Origin of the sequence: Bacillus bruguierae (assembly GCF_037104725.1) — a bacterium.
In the GTDB taxonomy this organism is placed as follows: domain Bacteria; phylum Bacillota; class Bacilli; order Bacillales; family Bacillaceae_G; genus Bacillus_A; species Bacillus_A bruguierae.
In genome coordinates, this window is the sequence record NZ_JBAWSX010000005.1 from 107,393 (window position 1) to 122,190 (window position 14,798).

The following is a 14,798-nucleotide window of genomic DNA, read 5'->3' on the forward strand; positions in this document are numbered from 1 at the left end:
TACAACTTTTTAGGACATTAGTCTGTCTTAAAAAGGTAAGGTCCCCTTGTGCTGTTTAAAGGAGGAAAATCATGATTACATTAACTGGACATTCATTAACACTACAAGAAATGAAACGAATACTGTTTGAAGGAGAGCAGGTAACTGCTTGTCCAAATAGTATGCAAAAAGTTACAGAATGCAGGCAAGCAGTAGAACAAATTGTTGAAGAAGGTAAAGTCGTTTATGGCATTACAACAGGTTTTGGAAAATTTAGCGATGTCCTTATTCAAAAAGAAGATGTAAAAGCACTTCAACATAACTTAATTCTATCTCATGCATGTGGTGTTGGTGAACCTTTCTCTGAAGAAGTGTCACGCGCTATGCTTGTGCTGCGTGCGAACACAATGCTGAAGGGAGTTTCTGGTGTTAGACCACTTGTTGTAAATATGCTTCTTGAACTAGTAAATCGTCAAATTCATCCCGTTGTTCCGCAGCAAGGTTCACTTGGAGCAAGCGGAGATTTAGCACCGCTTTCGCATCTTGCGCTTGCTTTATTAGGAGAAGGAGAAGTGTTTTATAAAGGTGAGCGTGTCCATACGATGATCGCTCTAACAAAAGAAGGATTAGAACCAATTACATTAGAAGCAAAAGAAGGTTTGGCGCTTATTAACGGAACACAAGCAATGACAGCACAAGGTATTGTTGCCTATTTAGAAGCAGAGGCAATTGCTTATCAAGCAGAATTAATTGCTTCCATGACAATTGAAGGGTTACAAGGCATTATTGATGCATTTGATGAAGACGTTCATCTTGCGCGTGGATATAAAGAGCAAGTAGAAGTTGCCAATCGTATTCGTAATGTGCTTCATGATAGCAAACTTGTTACAAAGCAGGGAGAACTTCGTGTACAAGATGCGTATTCACTTCGCTGCATCCCGCAAGTGCACGGAGCATCTTGGCAAGTGTTGAATTATGTGAAAGAAAAATTAGAAATTGAAATGAATGCTGCAACAGACAATCCGCTTATTTTTGAGGGCGGTCAAAAAGTAATTTCTGGAGGTAATTTCCACGGACAGCCAATTGCATTTGCGATGGACTTCCTAAAAATAGGAATGGCAGAGCTTGCGAATATTTCTGAACGCCGCATTGAGAGACTTGTCAATCCGCAGTTAAACGATTTACCACCATTTTTAAGTCCAGAACCAGGTCTTCAATCTGGTGCGATGATTATGCAATATGCAGCAGCATCACTTGTTTCGGAAAATAAAACGTTAGCTCATCCAGCGAGCGTAGATTCGATTCCATCATCAGCAAATCAAGAAGATCACGTAAGTATGGGAACAATTGCGTCGCGTCATGCACATCAAATTATTCAAAATGTACGCCGCGTATTAGCGATTGAAACAATTTGTGCGATGCAAGCAGCTGAGTATCGCGGTGTTGAACAAATGAGTACGTCAACGAGAGCGTTTTATCATCAAGTTCGCCAAATTGTACCATCTATTACAAACGATCGTATTTTTTCAACAGATATTGAAAACACGGCTCATTGGTTAAAAACAACAAATTGGACAATGGACCGTTTAAATGTAAATACAACACTATAATAGGGGAGAGATTACAATGGAAAACGTAAAACAAACAATCCGCGCGCCAAGAGGTACTGAATTACATGCAAAAGGTTGGGTACAAGAAGCGGCACTTCGTATGCTTATGAATAACCTTGATCCTGAAGTAGCAGAAAAGCCAGAAGAGCTTGTTGTATATGGTGGTATCGGCCGTGCTGCTCGTAATTGGGATAGCTATCATGCAATTGTAGAATCTCTTAAAAATTTAGAAAGCGATGAAACGTTATTAGTTCAATCTGGGAAACCAGTGGCAATTTTTAAATCTCATGAAGATGCACCGCGCGTTCTTCTAGCAAACTCAAACTTAGTGCCAAAATGGGCAAATTGGGAGCATTTCCGTGAGCTTGAGCAAAAAGGTTTAATGATGTACGGGCAAATGACAGCTGGTAGCTGGATTTATATTGGTACGCAAGGAATTCTACAAGGAACTTACGAAACATTTGGTGAGGCAGCACGTCAGCATTTTGGCGGTTCATTAAAAGGAACATTAACAATTACTGCTGGTCTTGGTGGAATGGGCGGAGCACAGCCGCTTGCTGTTACAATGAACGGTGGGGTTGTTATTGCAATCGACATTGATAAGCGCAGCATCGATCGCCGCATTGAAAAAAGGTATTGTGATATGTATACAGAATCTCTTGAAGAAGCATTAACGGTTGCAAAGGAGTATAAAGAAAAGAAAGAGCCAATCTCGATTGGATTATTAGGGAATGCAGCTGAAATTTTACCGCATCTTGTAAAACGCGGCATTACACCAGACTTAGTAACAGACCAAACATCTGCACATGATCCGTTAAATGGTTATGTTCCAGTTGGATATTCATTAGAAGAAGCGGCAGTACTTCGTCAAGAGGATCCAGATCGTTATGTTCAATTATCAAAAGAAAGTATGAAAAAGCATGTAGAAGCAATACTTGATATGCAAAAGAACGGTGCAATTGCATTTGATTATGGAAATAATATTCGCCAAGTTGCATACGATGAAGGCTTAAAAAATGCGTTCGATTTCCCGGGATTCGTTCCAGCATTTATTCGTCCACTATTCTGTGAAGGAAAAGGACCATTCCGCTGGGTAGCACTTTCTGGTGATCCAGAAGATATTTATAAAACAGATGAAGTTATTTTACGTGAATTTGCTGATAATGAGCATTTATGTAATTGGATTCGTATGGCACGTGACCAAGTTGAATTCCAAGGGCTTCCATCACGTATTTGTTGGTTAGGATACGGAGAGCGTGCGAAATTTGGCCGTATTATTAATGAAATGGTAGCAAATGGTGAATTATCTGCACCAATCGTTATCGGTCGCGATCATTTAGATTGCGGATCTGTTGCTTCACCAAACCGTGAAACAGAAGCAATGAAAGATGGCAGTGATGCGGTAGCTGACTGGCCAATTTTAAATGCGTTAATTAACAGTGTAAACGGCGCAAGCTGGGTGTCTGTTCACCACGGCGGCGGTGTTGGTATGGGATATTCTCTTCATGCTGGAATGGTTATTGTTGCAGACGGAACAGAAGCAGCAGCAAAACGAATTGAGCGCGTCTTAACTTCTGATCCTGGAATGGGTGTAGTTCGTCACGTTGATGCTGGATATGATCTTGCGGTGCAAACGGCAAAAGAAAAAGGTGTTAACATTCCGATGATGAAGTAAGGAGGAGAAACTATGTTAGACATTTTACTAACAAATATTGGCCAATTATTAACAATGGATCAAGAAGATGGATTACTGCGACAGGAAGCGATGAATACGCTTCCTGTCATTGAAAACGGTGCGGTAGGTATTGAAAATGGTGTGATCACTTTTGTAGGAACAATGGAAGAAGCAAAAGAATTATATGCAAAAGAAGTTGTGGATTGCAAAGGGAAAATGGTTTCACCAGGTCTTGTTGATCCGCATACACATCTTGTATTTGGTGGTTCTCGTGAAAATGAAATTGCTCTTAAATTACAAGGCGTTCCGTACTTAGAAATTTTAGAACAAGGCGGCGGCATTCTTTCTACTGTAAATGCTACAAAACAAGCGACGAAAGAAGAACTTGTTGAAAAAGCAAAATTCCATTTAGATCGCATGTTATCTTTTGGTGTAACAACAATGGAAGCGAAGAGCGGATATGGATTAGATGATGTAACAGAGTGGAAACAATTAGAAGCTGCAGCAGAGGTTCAGAAGCAGCATCCAATTGATGTTGTGTCAACATTTTTAGGAGCTCATGCAGTGCCAAAAGAGTATAAGGGAAAATCGAAAGAATTTTTACAGTGGATGCTCGATTTATTACCAGAAATCAAAGAAAAACAATTAGCAGAGTTTGTTGATATTTTCTGTGAAACAGGAGTATTCTCTGTTGAAGAATCAAAAGAATTTTTACGTAAAGCGAAAGAACTTGGTTTTGATGTGAAAATTCATGCAGATGAAATTGATCCGCTTGGCGGTGCAGAAGCGGCTGCAGAAATTGGTGCAGCATCAGCTGATCATTTAGTCGGGGCATCTGATAAAGGGATTGAAATGTTAGCAAATTCGAATACAGTTGCTGTATTACTTCCAGGGACAACATTCTATTTAAATAAAGAAAGTTTTGCTAGAGGGCGTAAAATGATTGATGATGGTGTAGCGGTAGCTTTAGCGACTGATTTTAATCCTGGTAGTTGCCCGACCGAAAATATTCAACTTATTATGAGCATTGCAATGTTAAAACTAAAAATGACACCAGAAGAGGTGTGGAACGCTGTAACAGTAAACTCAGCGTATGCGATTAATCGCGGTGATGTTGCTGGGAAAATCCGTGTTGGGCGTAAGGCAGATATCGTATTGTGGGATGCATACAATTATGCCTATGTACCGTACCATTATGGTGTCAGCCATGTAAATACAGTATGGAAACAAGGGAATATTGCATATACACGAGGTGAAGAAGCGTGGAGCAAGACCACTATTTAAAGAAAAATGCAAAGTTTATTGATCGTGAAGTAACGAAATGGAGCGATATCATTAAGAACTGGGATGAGAGTGAAAAAATCTTCGGCGGGGCATTAATTGGTGCTCCGCTTTCCAAACCATCAATTAGTCACTCAGGTGCATGCTTTGCACCAAAAACAATTCGAGCAATGTTAGATGCGTATAGTACGTATGCAATTACAGAAGAGCATGATATGAAAAAAAGTGTCCTATATGATTGCGGTGATATTACAATGCACGTTACGGATATAAAAGAAAGTCATGTTCGCATTGCGAAAACGCTAGAAAGTCTTACAAAATCAAACCCACAGATGGTACCGATTGTTCTTGGCGGAGATCACTCGATTAGTTTTCCAAGTATAAGTGGGTTTGCAAGCAGTAAAGGAAAAGTTGGGATTATTCAATTTGATGCTCATCATGATTTACGTAACCTAGAAGATGGCGGGCCGTCAAACGGGACACCGTTTCGTAGTTTACTAGAGAATGATGTCATTACAGGAAAGCAATTAGTACAAATAGGAATTCGAAACTTTTCTAATGCTCATACGTATCATGAATATGCAAAAGAGCATGGAGTAACGGTATATACGATGCAACATGTGAGAGAGCGTCATATAAAAGATATCATTACAGAAAGTATTGAATTATTGCGTCGTCAAGGGGTAACATCTATTTATGTTTCTGTTGATATGGACGTATTAGATCAAGCATTTGCGCCGGGCTGTCCAGCAATCGGTCCAGGTGGTATGGATAGCACGACATTACTGGATGCAATGACAGTGCTTGGGCAAGAACCACTTGTAACAGGTATGGATATTGTGGAAATCGACCCAACTCTTGATTTCCGTGATATGACAAGCCGCGTTGCAGCACAGGTCATTATGAGTTTTTTACTGTCACGTGAAACGGTACGTAAGCAAGTAAATATATGAGAAAAAAGAGCCAATTCGAAATTTCGTTTTAACGGAATAACGAGTTAGCTCTTTTTCATTCTATATACAAGTTAAAAAAACCTTTCTTTTTAGGGAGGAGACTAGAGTATCTGGCCGCATATAGGAGCGGTCAGGGCCTTTTCCTGCTACATGCGAGGTTTAAAACAAAGGGAGCAAACAAGTACAGGTTATGTTGTATTCTGCATAGCGGCGATTTATATGTTGAAAAATTAAAATGAATTTATATAGTTACGCCATTTTTTTATTTGGAGCCTAACACATAGTTCTTTTTTATATGGAAATAATAAGAATTATATTTGAAGTGAAATTGAAGGAGATACTCTTATGGACTACAAAATATTTAGAGCTATTAACCGATTGGTTGGCCGTTATCCATCTGTAGATGCCATTATGATAATGATTTCTCAAAAGGCGCGTTATGTATATGTTCTTTTATTAATCTTAATGTGGTTTCGTAGTGGTTTCTATAAAAAAATTACGATACAGGCAATAATCTCTGCATGTACAACGTTACTTATTCATTTTTTTATAAAACAATTTTATTTTAGACCTCGCCCTTTTGTAAATCATAATGTGCATATATTACCTCCAATTCCATCAGGAATGAATTCTTCATTTCCAAGCAAACATACGATGCTCTCGTTTGCCGTGGCAACTTCTATTTTGTTTTATAATCGTTTGTTAGGATGGTTTATGTGGTTATTAGCGTTTTTAACAGGATTCTCCCGCATTTGGAGCGGGCAGCATTATCCATCTGATATTATAGGAAGCGCATTAATTGGAAGTATAACTAGTATTGTGGTGAACGTTATTCGCTGGTTATGGAATTGTTTTGTTTCATGTGTTATGCATAGCTACAACCGAATTTGTGCTTTTGTAAGAATGCGTTAACCATGAGTAGAATATGAAATATGTATCATCTTATTAGAGTAAATTCCAATTATAGAAAGTTAGTGGAGGGTTGTTTATAAAAAAAGAAGAGCAAACAGGAAAGTGAATTTTCTGTTTGCTCTTCTTTTTTATGTCGTTTTTCGGAATATAGGTAACCGAATATCTACAGTTGTCCCTTTATTTACTTCACTTGTAATTTGTAATTTCCCATTATGCTCTTCAATGATTTTATAGCACATCATTAAACCTAATCCAGTTCCTTTTTCCTTCAAACTATAGAAAGGTTCACCTAAGCGTGAAATGCGATCTTGTGGAATTCCACAACCTTCATCTGTAATGCTAATTACTATAGAATGATTTTCTATGTTCATTGTTTGAATGGAAATAGTCCCTCCGTTCGGCATTGCTTCCATTGCGTTTTTTAATATGTTAATGAATACTTGCTTGAGCTGATTTCCATCACATTGAATTGCTGGTAAAGAAGACGTGTGATTCATGGTGATATGTGTATTATGCATCATTGCTGTTGGTGAAATAAATGTTACCACTTCCTCGATTAATGTTTGGATTTGATAAGGTTGTATGGATATAGCTTGTGGTTTAGACATTGCCATAAATTGATTTGTAATAGATTCCATTTGAGCAATTTCGCTTAGCATAATATCAACATACCATTTGTTGTTTTCGTTTATATCAGGTTCTAGCAATTTTAAAAAACCTTTTAAAGAGGTTAAGGGGTTTCGTATTTCATGGGCAATACCAGCAGTTAGCTGTCCAACAACTGCGAGCTTTTCGGATTTTTTTAATAATTCTTCGGTTTTCTTTAAATTTGTAATATCTTGTCCCATAATGACAATCCCTTTTCGCGATCCATCAGGATGAAAAAGAGGAACTTTTATAATGTTAAGAATGATAGGAGTGGAGTCAGCATGAATAATAATTTCTTCACGACACATGCTCTCTTGTTTCTGCCATGCATATTGATCGGATTTTTCACAGTATAAGAAGGAGTTACGATAGGATTCATTATATTGGATGAGCTCACTATCTTTTTTACCACGATACGGTACATTTTCAAATTTTAAACTAGAAATTGCATAATCGTTAGCCTCAAGCCATCTTCCTTCTTCATCTTTCAAAAGAATAAACGCTGGCATTGCATTTATAAGAGTCCGTAAGCGTTTTTCACTTTCTTTTAATGCAAGTTCCATTTTCTTTTTTTCTGTGATATCTCTTAAGCTACTTACAAACGCTACTACTTCTCCATATGTGTTTACAATAGGGGAGATAAAATTAGTGACGTGTATTAAATTCCCATTTTTTTGTTGTCTAATTGTTTCTTTCGACGTAAACAGTTTATTATGTGCTAGATCTTGATATAGTTTGTTGTATTTATCTTTTGAGAAATCCGGAATAGTAGGTATGATTTCTCCAAGTATTTCTTGTTCAGTCCAGCCGAAAAGAATTTCAAAAGCTTTGTTTACTTTCATCACACGAAGCTCTAAATCAAGAACAACAATAGCATCTATTGTGTCTTTAAGAAGTGAATCTAATTGTTGTTTTGTTAATATGAAATTTTCTTTACTCTGTTTTGTGTTTCTTGTCTCTTTCATTCTATTTTTTGTAATAGTAGCGCGTCTTTTTAGATATATGCTTTTTTTAACAGACGTAAATCTTTTCCTTTGCATCAATGATTCCTCCGCATATATATAATAATTTTAAATAATGATTATACTATATAAAGTCATTTTAATTTTCCTGCATATAAGTGGCTGCAAGGCAGAGCAAGACATGACCTGCATGTGCTTTCTCCTTTTGTTTTAAGCTTTGCATGAGCAGGAAAGGACACTGATCGTTTCTATGCGCAGCCAGATTTCCTCGTTCTCTCTACTTATATATATTAATTTTTCGACATATAAGTCGGTGCTATGCAAAATCCAACATGACCGCTTCTAGGCATGGCCAGATGCTCTCGCCTGCCTAAAAAGAAAGAAGATTTTATGTCGATTTTTTCCTTTTGTATTTATATAACTTGTGTTTATATTTTATTTTAGAGATATAACGCTGCTAATGTTATATCCTTTAAGAGTATAGACGTGATAAGGATAAATAGTCAATTTCTCATTTAATATTTTTGAATTGTAAGTTTTATTTCACGATTTAAAAAATGAGAGGTTCTTTCGTTTTGCTTGTACATCTTCATAATAGGTATGAAAGTTATTGTTAAAACAATCTTTGGTATAATAAGGATAGTAAAGGGGAGGAGATTGTTATGACGTTTAAGATTCAAGGGATTGATCATGTACAATTAGCAGCACCAGAGGGGTGTGAAGAAAAAGCGCGTGCGTTTTATGGAAATATACTCGGATTAGAAGAAATTCCAAAGCCTGCAGAACTAAGAAAGCGGGGAGGTTGTTGGTTTCTCTGTGGGAGTTAAGAATTACACATTGGAGTAGAGCAGAAATTTTCTCCTGCAAAAAAAGCTCATCCGGCGTTTTATGTTCAACATATTGAATATTTCCAAGAAAAATTAACACAAAAAGGAGTCGCTGTTATAGTCGATACAGCACGTCCTGATGTTACAAGGTTTTATGTATTAGATCCATTTGGGAATCGAATTGAATTTATGGAACGGAAAAATAGATAAAAAAACGAGGTGGATACAATGCCACCTCGTTTTTTTATCCTCTTCTAAATAATCCTAATACTTCCACAGTTTCTGTAATATTCACGAATGCTTGCGGATCAATTTCAGAAATCATAGTTTTCATTCCTGCTAGTTCTTCCCTAGAAATAACAGTCATTAGTACACGTTTCTTCTCATTTGAGTATGCGCCTTCTCCATCAAGTAATGTAATGCCCCGTACAAGACTTGAAAGGAGCTTTTCTTTCATTTCTTCTGCTTGACTTGTTACAATCATTAGAGTTACTTTTCGATGTTTCGTGTGGATTGCATCAATTACTTTCCCTGTAACGAAAATAGATAATAAACTGTTTAAGGCAGTATCCCAATCGAAGAAAAATCCAGAAATAACGATTACAATAGCATTAAGTGCGATTAAGAATCCGCCAAGTTGAATATCTTTTTTACGTGAAAGTAACATACCAATAACATCAAAACCACCCGTTGAACCGTAGCAGTTGAAAACAAGGCCAATACCTGCCCCGGCAATTACACCACCAAATAAAGAAGAAAGTAGTGCATCTGTTGCCACTGCATGTACAGGAATCACATATAATGCCGCCGAAAGTGTAATAACGGATATGATTGTATAACCAATAAATCGTTTTCCAAGTCCAATATACCCTAAAATAAGAATGGGTAAGTTTAGTAAAAAGTTTACTAATCCGGTATTAAAGGGAGTTAAGATTCCAATGATCATTGCGATTCCGCTAATCCCACTGCTTAAAATCTTGTGTGGAATAAGGAAAAGATTAAAAGATAGTGCCACAACTAAAGATCCTAAAATCACTCCAAGTAATCGATACATACCTTTCCCGTCCTTCACTAAAGATGCTATATATACAAACTGACAATAATTCAAAATTATATATGAGATTGTAAGATTTGAGGGAAAACAGTTTATTTTGGGAAATTAGATTAGTTCGAAAATTGAAAGCGATTTATTCTAGGGGGAGAGGGATATGAAGGTCCAGCTTTTTCAACAAACAAGTCCATTAAAACAAGAATGCGAAGATGCACTAATTTGTAATGAAGCTTTAAAATTATATGGTGTTTGCGATGGGGCAACGCCGCTTATTGAGTTTCAAGATGAGAATGGGCATAACGGAGCATACTTAGCCTCTCATTTGTTTCGACAACATTTTGAATCGATTTCGAATATGTATTCATTACAAACTGAAGTTGCTATAGCAAATCAGTTACTGCAAGAAAAAATGCAATTATATCATATTGATATGGCAAAAAAGGATCAACTTTGGTGTACTTGCATTGCTGCTATTCATATCACAGATAAAACAATAGAATATGCGCAGCTTGGAGATTGTATGATTGTTGCTAAATTTGTTGACGGGTCAGTTAAAGTACTTACGGAAGATACAGTGAAAGGCATTAGTAAACGGGCAAAGCAACAACGCGAGGAAGATCGTAAAAAGGGGCTTTCTGTTCCAAATGAAGCAATATTTACTGATAAAAAAGAGCAATTACGATACAATCGTTACATGGCAAATACTCTAAACGGATATTCTGTTGCAAATGGGATGAATGAAGCAATTTCTCTTATTCAGCAAGGAGAACTGTTACGACAAGAAATTGCAAATCTATTTATTTGTTCAGATGGTTTGTTTCATCTCGAGTGGCCGCTAGAAATAAGTGCACAATTTGTGTGGGAACATGGTATTAAGAAATACTTAAAAATAATAGAAAAATTAGAAGCGAAACAGCTTATCCATCCAGATGATAAAACCGCAATTATCATTCATTTGTAAAGGGTGAGACTATGCACATTCAGAAAGCGCATTTATCTTTTCGTGATCCGTTGCAGCCATTACAAGCTGTTACACATATTATTATTCATCACACAGCGGAAGATGGCTGGGACGTATATAAGACACATGAATTTCATCAAAATAATCGAGGATGGAGCGGGATAGGATATAATTATTTTATTGAGGAAGATGGCACCATTTACGAAGGAAGAGGACTGCATATAGGAGCTCATGCGAAAGGTTATAATACGAGTAGTATTGGGATTTGTATATCTGGTAATTTTGATGTATATGATCCAATACCAGTACAAATGATTTCTTTGCATTGGCTATGTAAACAGTTCATGTATCAATTTTCTTTAGATAGTGAGCAAGTTCTCGGTCATCGTGAATTAGATGGGGTAACAAAAACGTGCCCAGGAACGCGTTTTTCAATGGGAAAACTACGCCATATTCTATCAAATAACGAAAAAGGAGCTGTATAATATGACTTTTATGAAATTACCAAATGAGAAAAAAGAAACACTTGTAGAACATATTCAAGAATTTTTTAAAGAAGAAGAGCTAGGGGAGATCGGCCGTTTTCAAGCGGAGCGCTTAATTGAAGAAATGATAAAAGAACTAGGACCACATATATATAATCAAGCAATAGGCGATGCTAGAAAACTTGTCGCAGATAAACTTGCAAATTTAGAAGAAGACTTATATGTGCTAGAAAAACCAATCAAATAGTACAAATAGGAGAGCAGTACTTTGTAATATTAAAGACAAGTGATAAAAGCTCCTCGCTCCATTTGATTCACGAGGAGTGTTTATCACTTAGGTTTTGTTTATTGACTATATATCCATTTTGATTTTTCAACATCTTTGTCTAGCTCTGCCTCCTAAGCCCTCATGTCTAAGAACCTTCCACACGAGAAGGTAAAAAACACCTTCTGTGTGAAAGAACCTTAGCCAACGGGCCTAAACAGTCGGCTCCGCTTTTCTTTATAATCCAGCTCCAGCGGCTAGAACAGTCGGTGGCTTCGCGTCTTCCGCCGAGGCAAAAAGCGCCTCTATGTCAGAAGCTCCATCCCCCTCTTGTTCTGAGCGAGCCGCTTCCGCTTTTCTTTATAAGTAGCGGCTATGCAGAATACAGCATGACCGCTACTTGCTTTCTCCTTTTGTTTTAAACCTTGCATGTGGTAGGAAAAGGCCCTGACCGTTTCTATGCATAACCAGATGCTCTCGCTCACCTAAAAAGAAAGAGAGTTTTTATGTCGATTTTTTAATTTGTGTTTATATAGAGTGCTTTTGTTGAAAAATTAATGAATTATCAAATAAAAGGTATATCATTTGAACATTTTATCACATAACCATTTTTAGCTGACCAACTTAATAAACCCTTCCAAAAGTTTTCACAGACATTCATAATTTGTTTAGGTTCGGAAAGATATCCTGACATCACCATTTCACAAAGTGCATCAAATCCTTCTGGCTTATCTGTAAAAGCTCTAGCCTCAGGTAATACTTGAGCTGATGTCGTAAAATATCGTTTGTTGTGTAATCCTAAAATCATCGCACCTGCAGTTGCTATTTTTATAGCCAAAGTAGGTAAGAACGTTTCAGGTCCTTGAATTTCTATATTTCTTAATTTCCCAATGTATTCGTACATTTCTTCAACTAGTGTTTTACAAATCGCTTTTTTAAAAATTGTGTGATCTACAGAACTTGCTTTTTGTCTTAACTCTTGGAAAAATTCTTCAGGATCATATATTGGTAGTATCGTGAAGAATTGTCCATGAGTAAGTGGCCAATCTTCTTCTATTGTAGTGGCTTCTTCTACAATATCTTCTTCACTATCAAAGTTTACTTCTGCCTTCCAATCACCTGCTGTCCATTCATAGCTATAGCTATCTTCTAAAGAATTTAAAATACATTTCATTTCGATATCTGAAAATGGACCATCTGCTTTTCTAGCTAAAGAACCGTATATACCAATAGCTTTAACTTCTGAACCATATTTTTCTAATATTTGATTTGCTATCGTATAAGCGATTTTTATTCTTTCTTCTCTTGTAACCTTTCCTGGACCCATCATATACATTTCTCCTTTTTTATAAAAATATTGAGTGAGATAATATATAGATGATCAAGGAGGACCACGGGCTTAACAGGGAACTTTATCTGGTGTCATTTAAATACACCACCTTTCTAAATCATATAAAGTGAAACTTCCATCAGTAGGGGGGCTCCATCCTCCACTGATGGTTAATTGAACTAATCGGGCTTTACGGGCAGTTGTCCCTCACCTATCTTCTTTAGAAAAGCGGAAGCGCCTCGTCGGAGGGGGACGAGCTGGACAACGCTTCTCCCTAAATTTTAAGGAGGGGGTCTTACTGCCTGTTAATGAGGGATAAAAAGTCACGTACATACAAATTAGGAAATGAAATAAAATCCATTTTATGAAGTTTATTGTAAATGGAATGAGATATTTAGTCAAAGAAGAATATAAAAACCCTCTTTTAGTTAACACATATGACAGCAATTGTTGAGAAAAATTTTCATGTCTTCAAAAATAACAGAAAATTCAGTAAAATTAATTAAAACAAAGGAGGTTTTTTATGAGGAGATATGTAAATGCAATGCTTTCTATGTTACTTATTATTGGTTTACTTTGGTCGCCGCTTGAATTAAAAGCAGAGGAACAAAATCAAAAAGAACCGATTATTCTTATTCATGGTTTAGGTGGTTGGGGCCGTGATGAATTATTTGGCTTTAAGTATTGGGGTGGTTTCAAAGACATCGAGACAAACTTGAATCGACAAGGGTATAAAACATATACAGCTTCTATTGGACCACTCTCAAGCAACTGGGATCGTGCAACAGAGCTATATTCTTATTTAAAAGGTGGAACAGTTGATTACGGAGAAGCTCATGCGAGAGCACATGGACATGCCCGTTATGGAAAAACATATTCGGGGGCATATAGCCAATGGGATAATCAACATAAAGTTCATTTCGTTGGACATAGCATGGGTGGTCAGACAGCAAGAGTATTATTACAGCTATTAAAAGAGGGAAGTTTAGAAGAACGAGAGTATTATAAACAACATCCTGAGGTAGGGATATCGCCTTTATTTGAAGGGAATAAAGATTGGGTACGTAGTGTAACAAGTATCGGTACGCCGCATAACGGTTCTACGTTTGCAGATGAAGAAACGATGTCTTCGTTTATTAAAGAATTTGTATTAAAGATTGCTAGTTTATCAGGCAGTAATCCAGAAACATTTGGCTATGACTTTAAACTGGAACAATGGGGATTAAAGCGAAAACAAGGAGAGAGCTTTTTACAATATGCAGATCGAATGCTTAATAGTTCCGTTTGGAAAAGTAAAGATGTCAGTGCTTACGATTTAACGACAGCGGGCTCTAAAGAGCTTAATCAATGGGTAAAAACATACGATGATGTATATTACTTTTCTTATACAGGAGATGCGACGTATCGATCACTACTGACAGGGCATTCTGTACCTTTGTTGACGATGAATCCACTTATGTATTTGTCTGGCTTACATATTGGCAAGTTTACACGAGGATATGCAGAGCCGTTTATTAATGGAAATTGGTGGCCAAATGATGGCCTTGTTAGTGTTGTTTCGTCACAATATCCGATAGGGCAGCGAAATCAGCTGTATGCAGGAAATGCTCAAAAAGGTGTTTGGAATTATACGGCGACAAAATATAATTGGGATCATCTCGATTTTATTGGAATTGATCTTGCAGATACGTTAGGGATTAGTGATATATATTCGTTTTATAATGAAGTTGCTGGCAATATTTATCGTTTACCCTTGAATTAAAAGAAGGAAATAGAAATCCCCTTCATATATTATGAAGGGGATAAAATATTATAGCATCTTTGTCCAAATCGCCTTCGTATAAGCAGTTTTGATTGCT

12 protein-coding genes and 1 pseudogene are annotated in these 14,798 nt (G+C 36.9%); 10 read left to right on the top strand and 3 right to left on the bottom strand.

Translation table 11 applies throughout. The features are described 5' to 3' along the window. Window positions 1-71 precede the first annotated feature (71 nt). The 5 genes from hutH to WAZ07_RS10900 all read left to right on the top strand — a co-directional run bounded on the left by hutH (window position 72) and on the right by WAZ07_RS10900 (window position 6,410). Window positions 72-1,589: a histidine ammonia-lyase gene (hutH, locus tag WAZ07_RS10880; RefSeq protein ID WP_336472457.1), complete on the top strand. Its 1,518-nt coding sequence runs from the start codon at window positions 72-74 to the stop codon at window positions 1,587-1,589. A gap of 16 nt (window positions 1,590-1,605) precedes the next feature. Next, the gene (gene hutU, locus WAZ07_RS10885; RefSeq protein ID WP_336472458.1) at window positions 1,606-3,264 is read left to right on the top strand and encodes a urocanate hydratase; all 1,659 of its coding nucleotides are present in this window, start codon (window positions 1,606-1,608) and stop codon (window positions 3,262-3,264) included. 12 nt (window positions 3,265-3,276) lie between these two features. Further along, complete coding sequence (hutI, locus tag WAZ07_RS10890; protein WP_336472459.1) at window positions 3,277-4,548, top strand: imidazolonepropionase; 1,272 nt, start codon at window positions 3,277-3,279, stop codon at window positions 4,546-4,548. Next, complete coding sequence (gene hutG, locus WAZ07_RS10895; protein WP_336472460.1) at window positions 4,527-5,498, top strand: formimidoylglutamase; 972 nt, start codon at window positions 4,527-4,529, stop codon at window positions 5,496-5,498. The genes hutI and hutG overlap by 22 nt, the downstream gene beginning before the upstream one ends. A gap of 345 nt (window positions 5,499-5,843) precedes the next feature. Continuing rightward, window positions 5,844-6,410, top strand: a complete 567-nt coding sequence (locus WAZ07_RS10900; protein ID WP_336472461.1) for an undecaprenyl-diphosphatase — start codon at window positions 5,844-5,846, stop codon at window positions 6,408-6,410. A 128-nt stretch (window positions 6,411-6,538) separates the two neighbouring features. Here the strand turns inward: WAZ07_RS10900 and WAZ07_RS10905 are convergent, their stop codons facing one another. Continuing rightward, the gene (locus tag WAZ07_RS10905) at window positions 6,539-8,098 is read right to left on the bottom strand and encodes a PAS domain-containing sensor histidine kinase (protein WP_336472462.1); all 1,560 of its coding nucleotides are present in this window, start codon (window positions 8,096-8,098) and stop codon (window positions 6,539-6,541) included. Between the two features lie 584 nt (window positions 8,099-8,682). On the opposite strand from WAZ07_RS10905, the pseudogene WAZ07_RS10910 reads away from it, so the two are divergent. Next, window positions 8,683-9,057 (top strand): annotated as a pseudogene (locus tag WAZ07_RS10910) (VOC family protein). Between the two features lie 34 nt (window positions 9,058-9,091). On the opposite strand, the gene WAZ07_RS10915 reads toward WAZ07_RS10910, so the two are convergent. After that, on the bottom strand, window positions 9,092-9,901 hold the full coding sequence (locus WAZ07_RS10915) for a YitT family protein (RefSeq protein WP_090913167.1): 810 nt from the start codon (window positions 9,899-9,901) through the stop codon (window positions 9,092-9,094). Between the two features lie 154 nt (window positions 9,902-10,055). On the opposite strand from WAZ07_RS10915, the gene WAZ07_RS10920 reads away from it, so the two are divergent. Genes WAZ07_RS10920 through WAZ07_RS10930 form a run of 3 tightly spaced genes read left to right on the top strand, consistent with a single transcriptional unit; the run spans window position 10,056 to window position 11,591 of the window. After that, window positions 10,056-10,859 (top strand): protein phosphatase 2C domain-containing protein, encoded by an 804-nt coding sequence (locus WAZ07_RS10920; RefSeq protein ID WP_336472463.1) that lies wholly within the window; start codon window positions 10,056-10,058, stop codon window positions 10,857-10,859. Between the two features lie 11 nt (window positions 10,860-10,870). Beyond that, window positions 10,871-11,344, top strand: a complete 474-nt coding sequence (locus WAZ07_RS10925; protein WP_336472464.1) for a peptidoglycan recognition protein family protein — start codon at window positions 10,871-10,873, stop codon at window positions 11,342-11,344. A 1-nt stretch (window position 11,345) separates the two neighbouring features. Then, on the top strand, window positions 11,346-11,591 hold the full coding sequence (locus WAZ07_RS10930) for a DUF2164 domain-containing protein (protein WP_090913175.1): 246 nt from the start codon (window positions 11,346-11,348) through the stop codon (window positions 11,589-11,591). 583 nt (window positions 11,592-12,174) lie between these two features. Here the strand turns inward: WAZ07_RS10930 and WAZ07_RS10935 are convergent. Then, complete coding sequence (locus tag WAZ07_RS10935; protein ID WP_413788883.1) at window positions 12,175-12,939, bottom strand: ANT(4')-I family aminoglycoside nucleotidyltransferase; 765 nt, start codon at window positions 12,937-12,939, stop codon at window positions 12,175-12,177. A gap of 523 nt (window positions 12,940-13,462) precedes the next feature. On the opposite strand from WAZ07_RS10935, the gene WAZ07_RS10940 reads away from it, so the two are divergent. Beyond that, window positions 13,463-14,701 (top strand): esterase/lipase family protein, encoded by a 1,239-nt coding sequence (locus WAZ07_RS10940; protein WP_336472466.1) that lies wholly within the window; start codon window positions 13,463-13,465, stop codon window positions 14,699-14,701. Window positions 14,702-14,798: the final 97 nt, after the last annotated feature.

What these genes read in the sequence shown, in the direction of transcription:
- hutH (WP_336472457.1), top strand. Translation starts at nt 72, where the DNA reads ATGATTACATTAACTGGACATTCATTAACACTACAAGAAATGAAACGA.
- hutU (WP_336472458.1), top strand. Translation starts at nt 1,606, where the DNA reads ATGGAAAACGTAAAACAAACAATCCGCGCGCCAAGAGGTACTGAATTA.
- hutI (WP_336472459.1), top strand. Translation starts at nt 3,277, where the DNA reads ATGTTAGACATTTTACTAACAAATATTGGCCAATTATTAACAATGGAT.
- WAZ07_RS10900 (WP_336472461.1), top strand. Translation starts at nt 5,844, where the DNA reads ATGGACTACAAAATATTTAGAGCTATTAACCGATTGGTTGGCCGTTAT.
- WAZ07_RS10905 (WP_336472462.1), bottom strand. Translation starts at nt 8,098, where the DNA reads ATGCAAAGGAAAAGATTTACGTCTGTTAAAAAAAGCATATATCTAAAA.
- WAZ07_RS10915 (WP_090913167.1), bottom strand. Translation starts at nt 9,901, where the DNA reads ATGTATCGATTACTTGGAGTGATTTTAGGATCTTTAGTTGTGGCACTA.
- WAZ07_RS10920 (WP_336472463.1), top strand. Translation starts at nt 10,056, where the DNA reads ATGAAGGTCCAGCTTTTTCAACAAACAAGTCCATTAAAACAAGAATGC.
- WAZ07_RS10925 (WP_336472464.1), top strand. Translation starts at nt 10,871, where the DNA reads ATGCACATTCAGAAAGCGCATTTATCTTTTCGTGATCCGTTGCAGCCA.
- WAZ07_RS10930 (WP_090913175.1), top strand. Translation starts at nt 11,346, where the DNA reads ATGACTTTTATGAAATTACCAAATGAGAAAAAAGAAACACTTGTAGAA.
- WAZ07_RS10935 (WP_413788883.1), bottom strand. Translation starts at nt 12,939, where the DNA reads ATGATGGGTCCAGGAAAGGTTACAAGAGAAGAAAGAATAAAAATCGCT.
- WAZ07_RS10940 (WP_336472466.1), top strand. Translation starts at nt 13,463, where the DNA reads ATGAGGAGATATGTAAATGCAATGCTTTCTATGTTACTTATTATTGGT.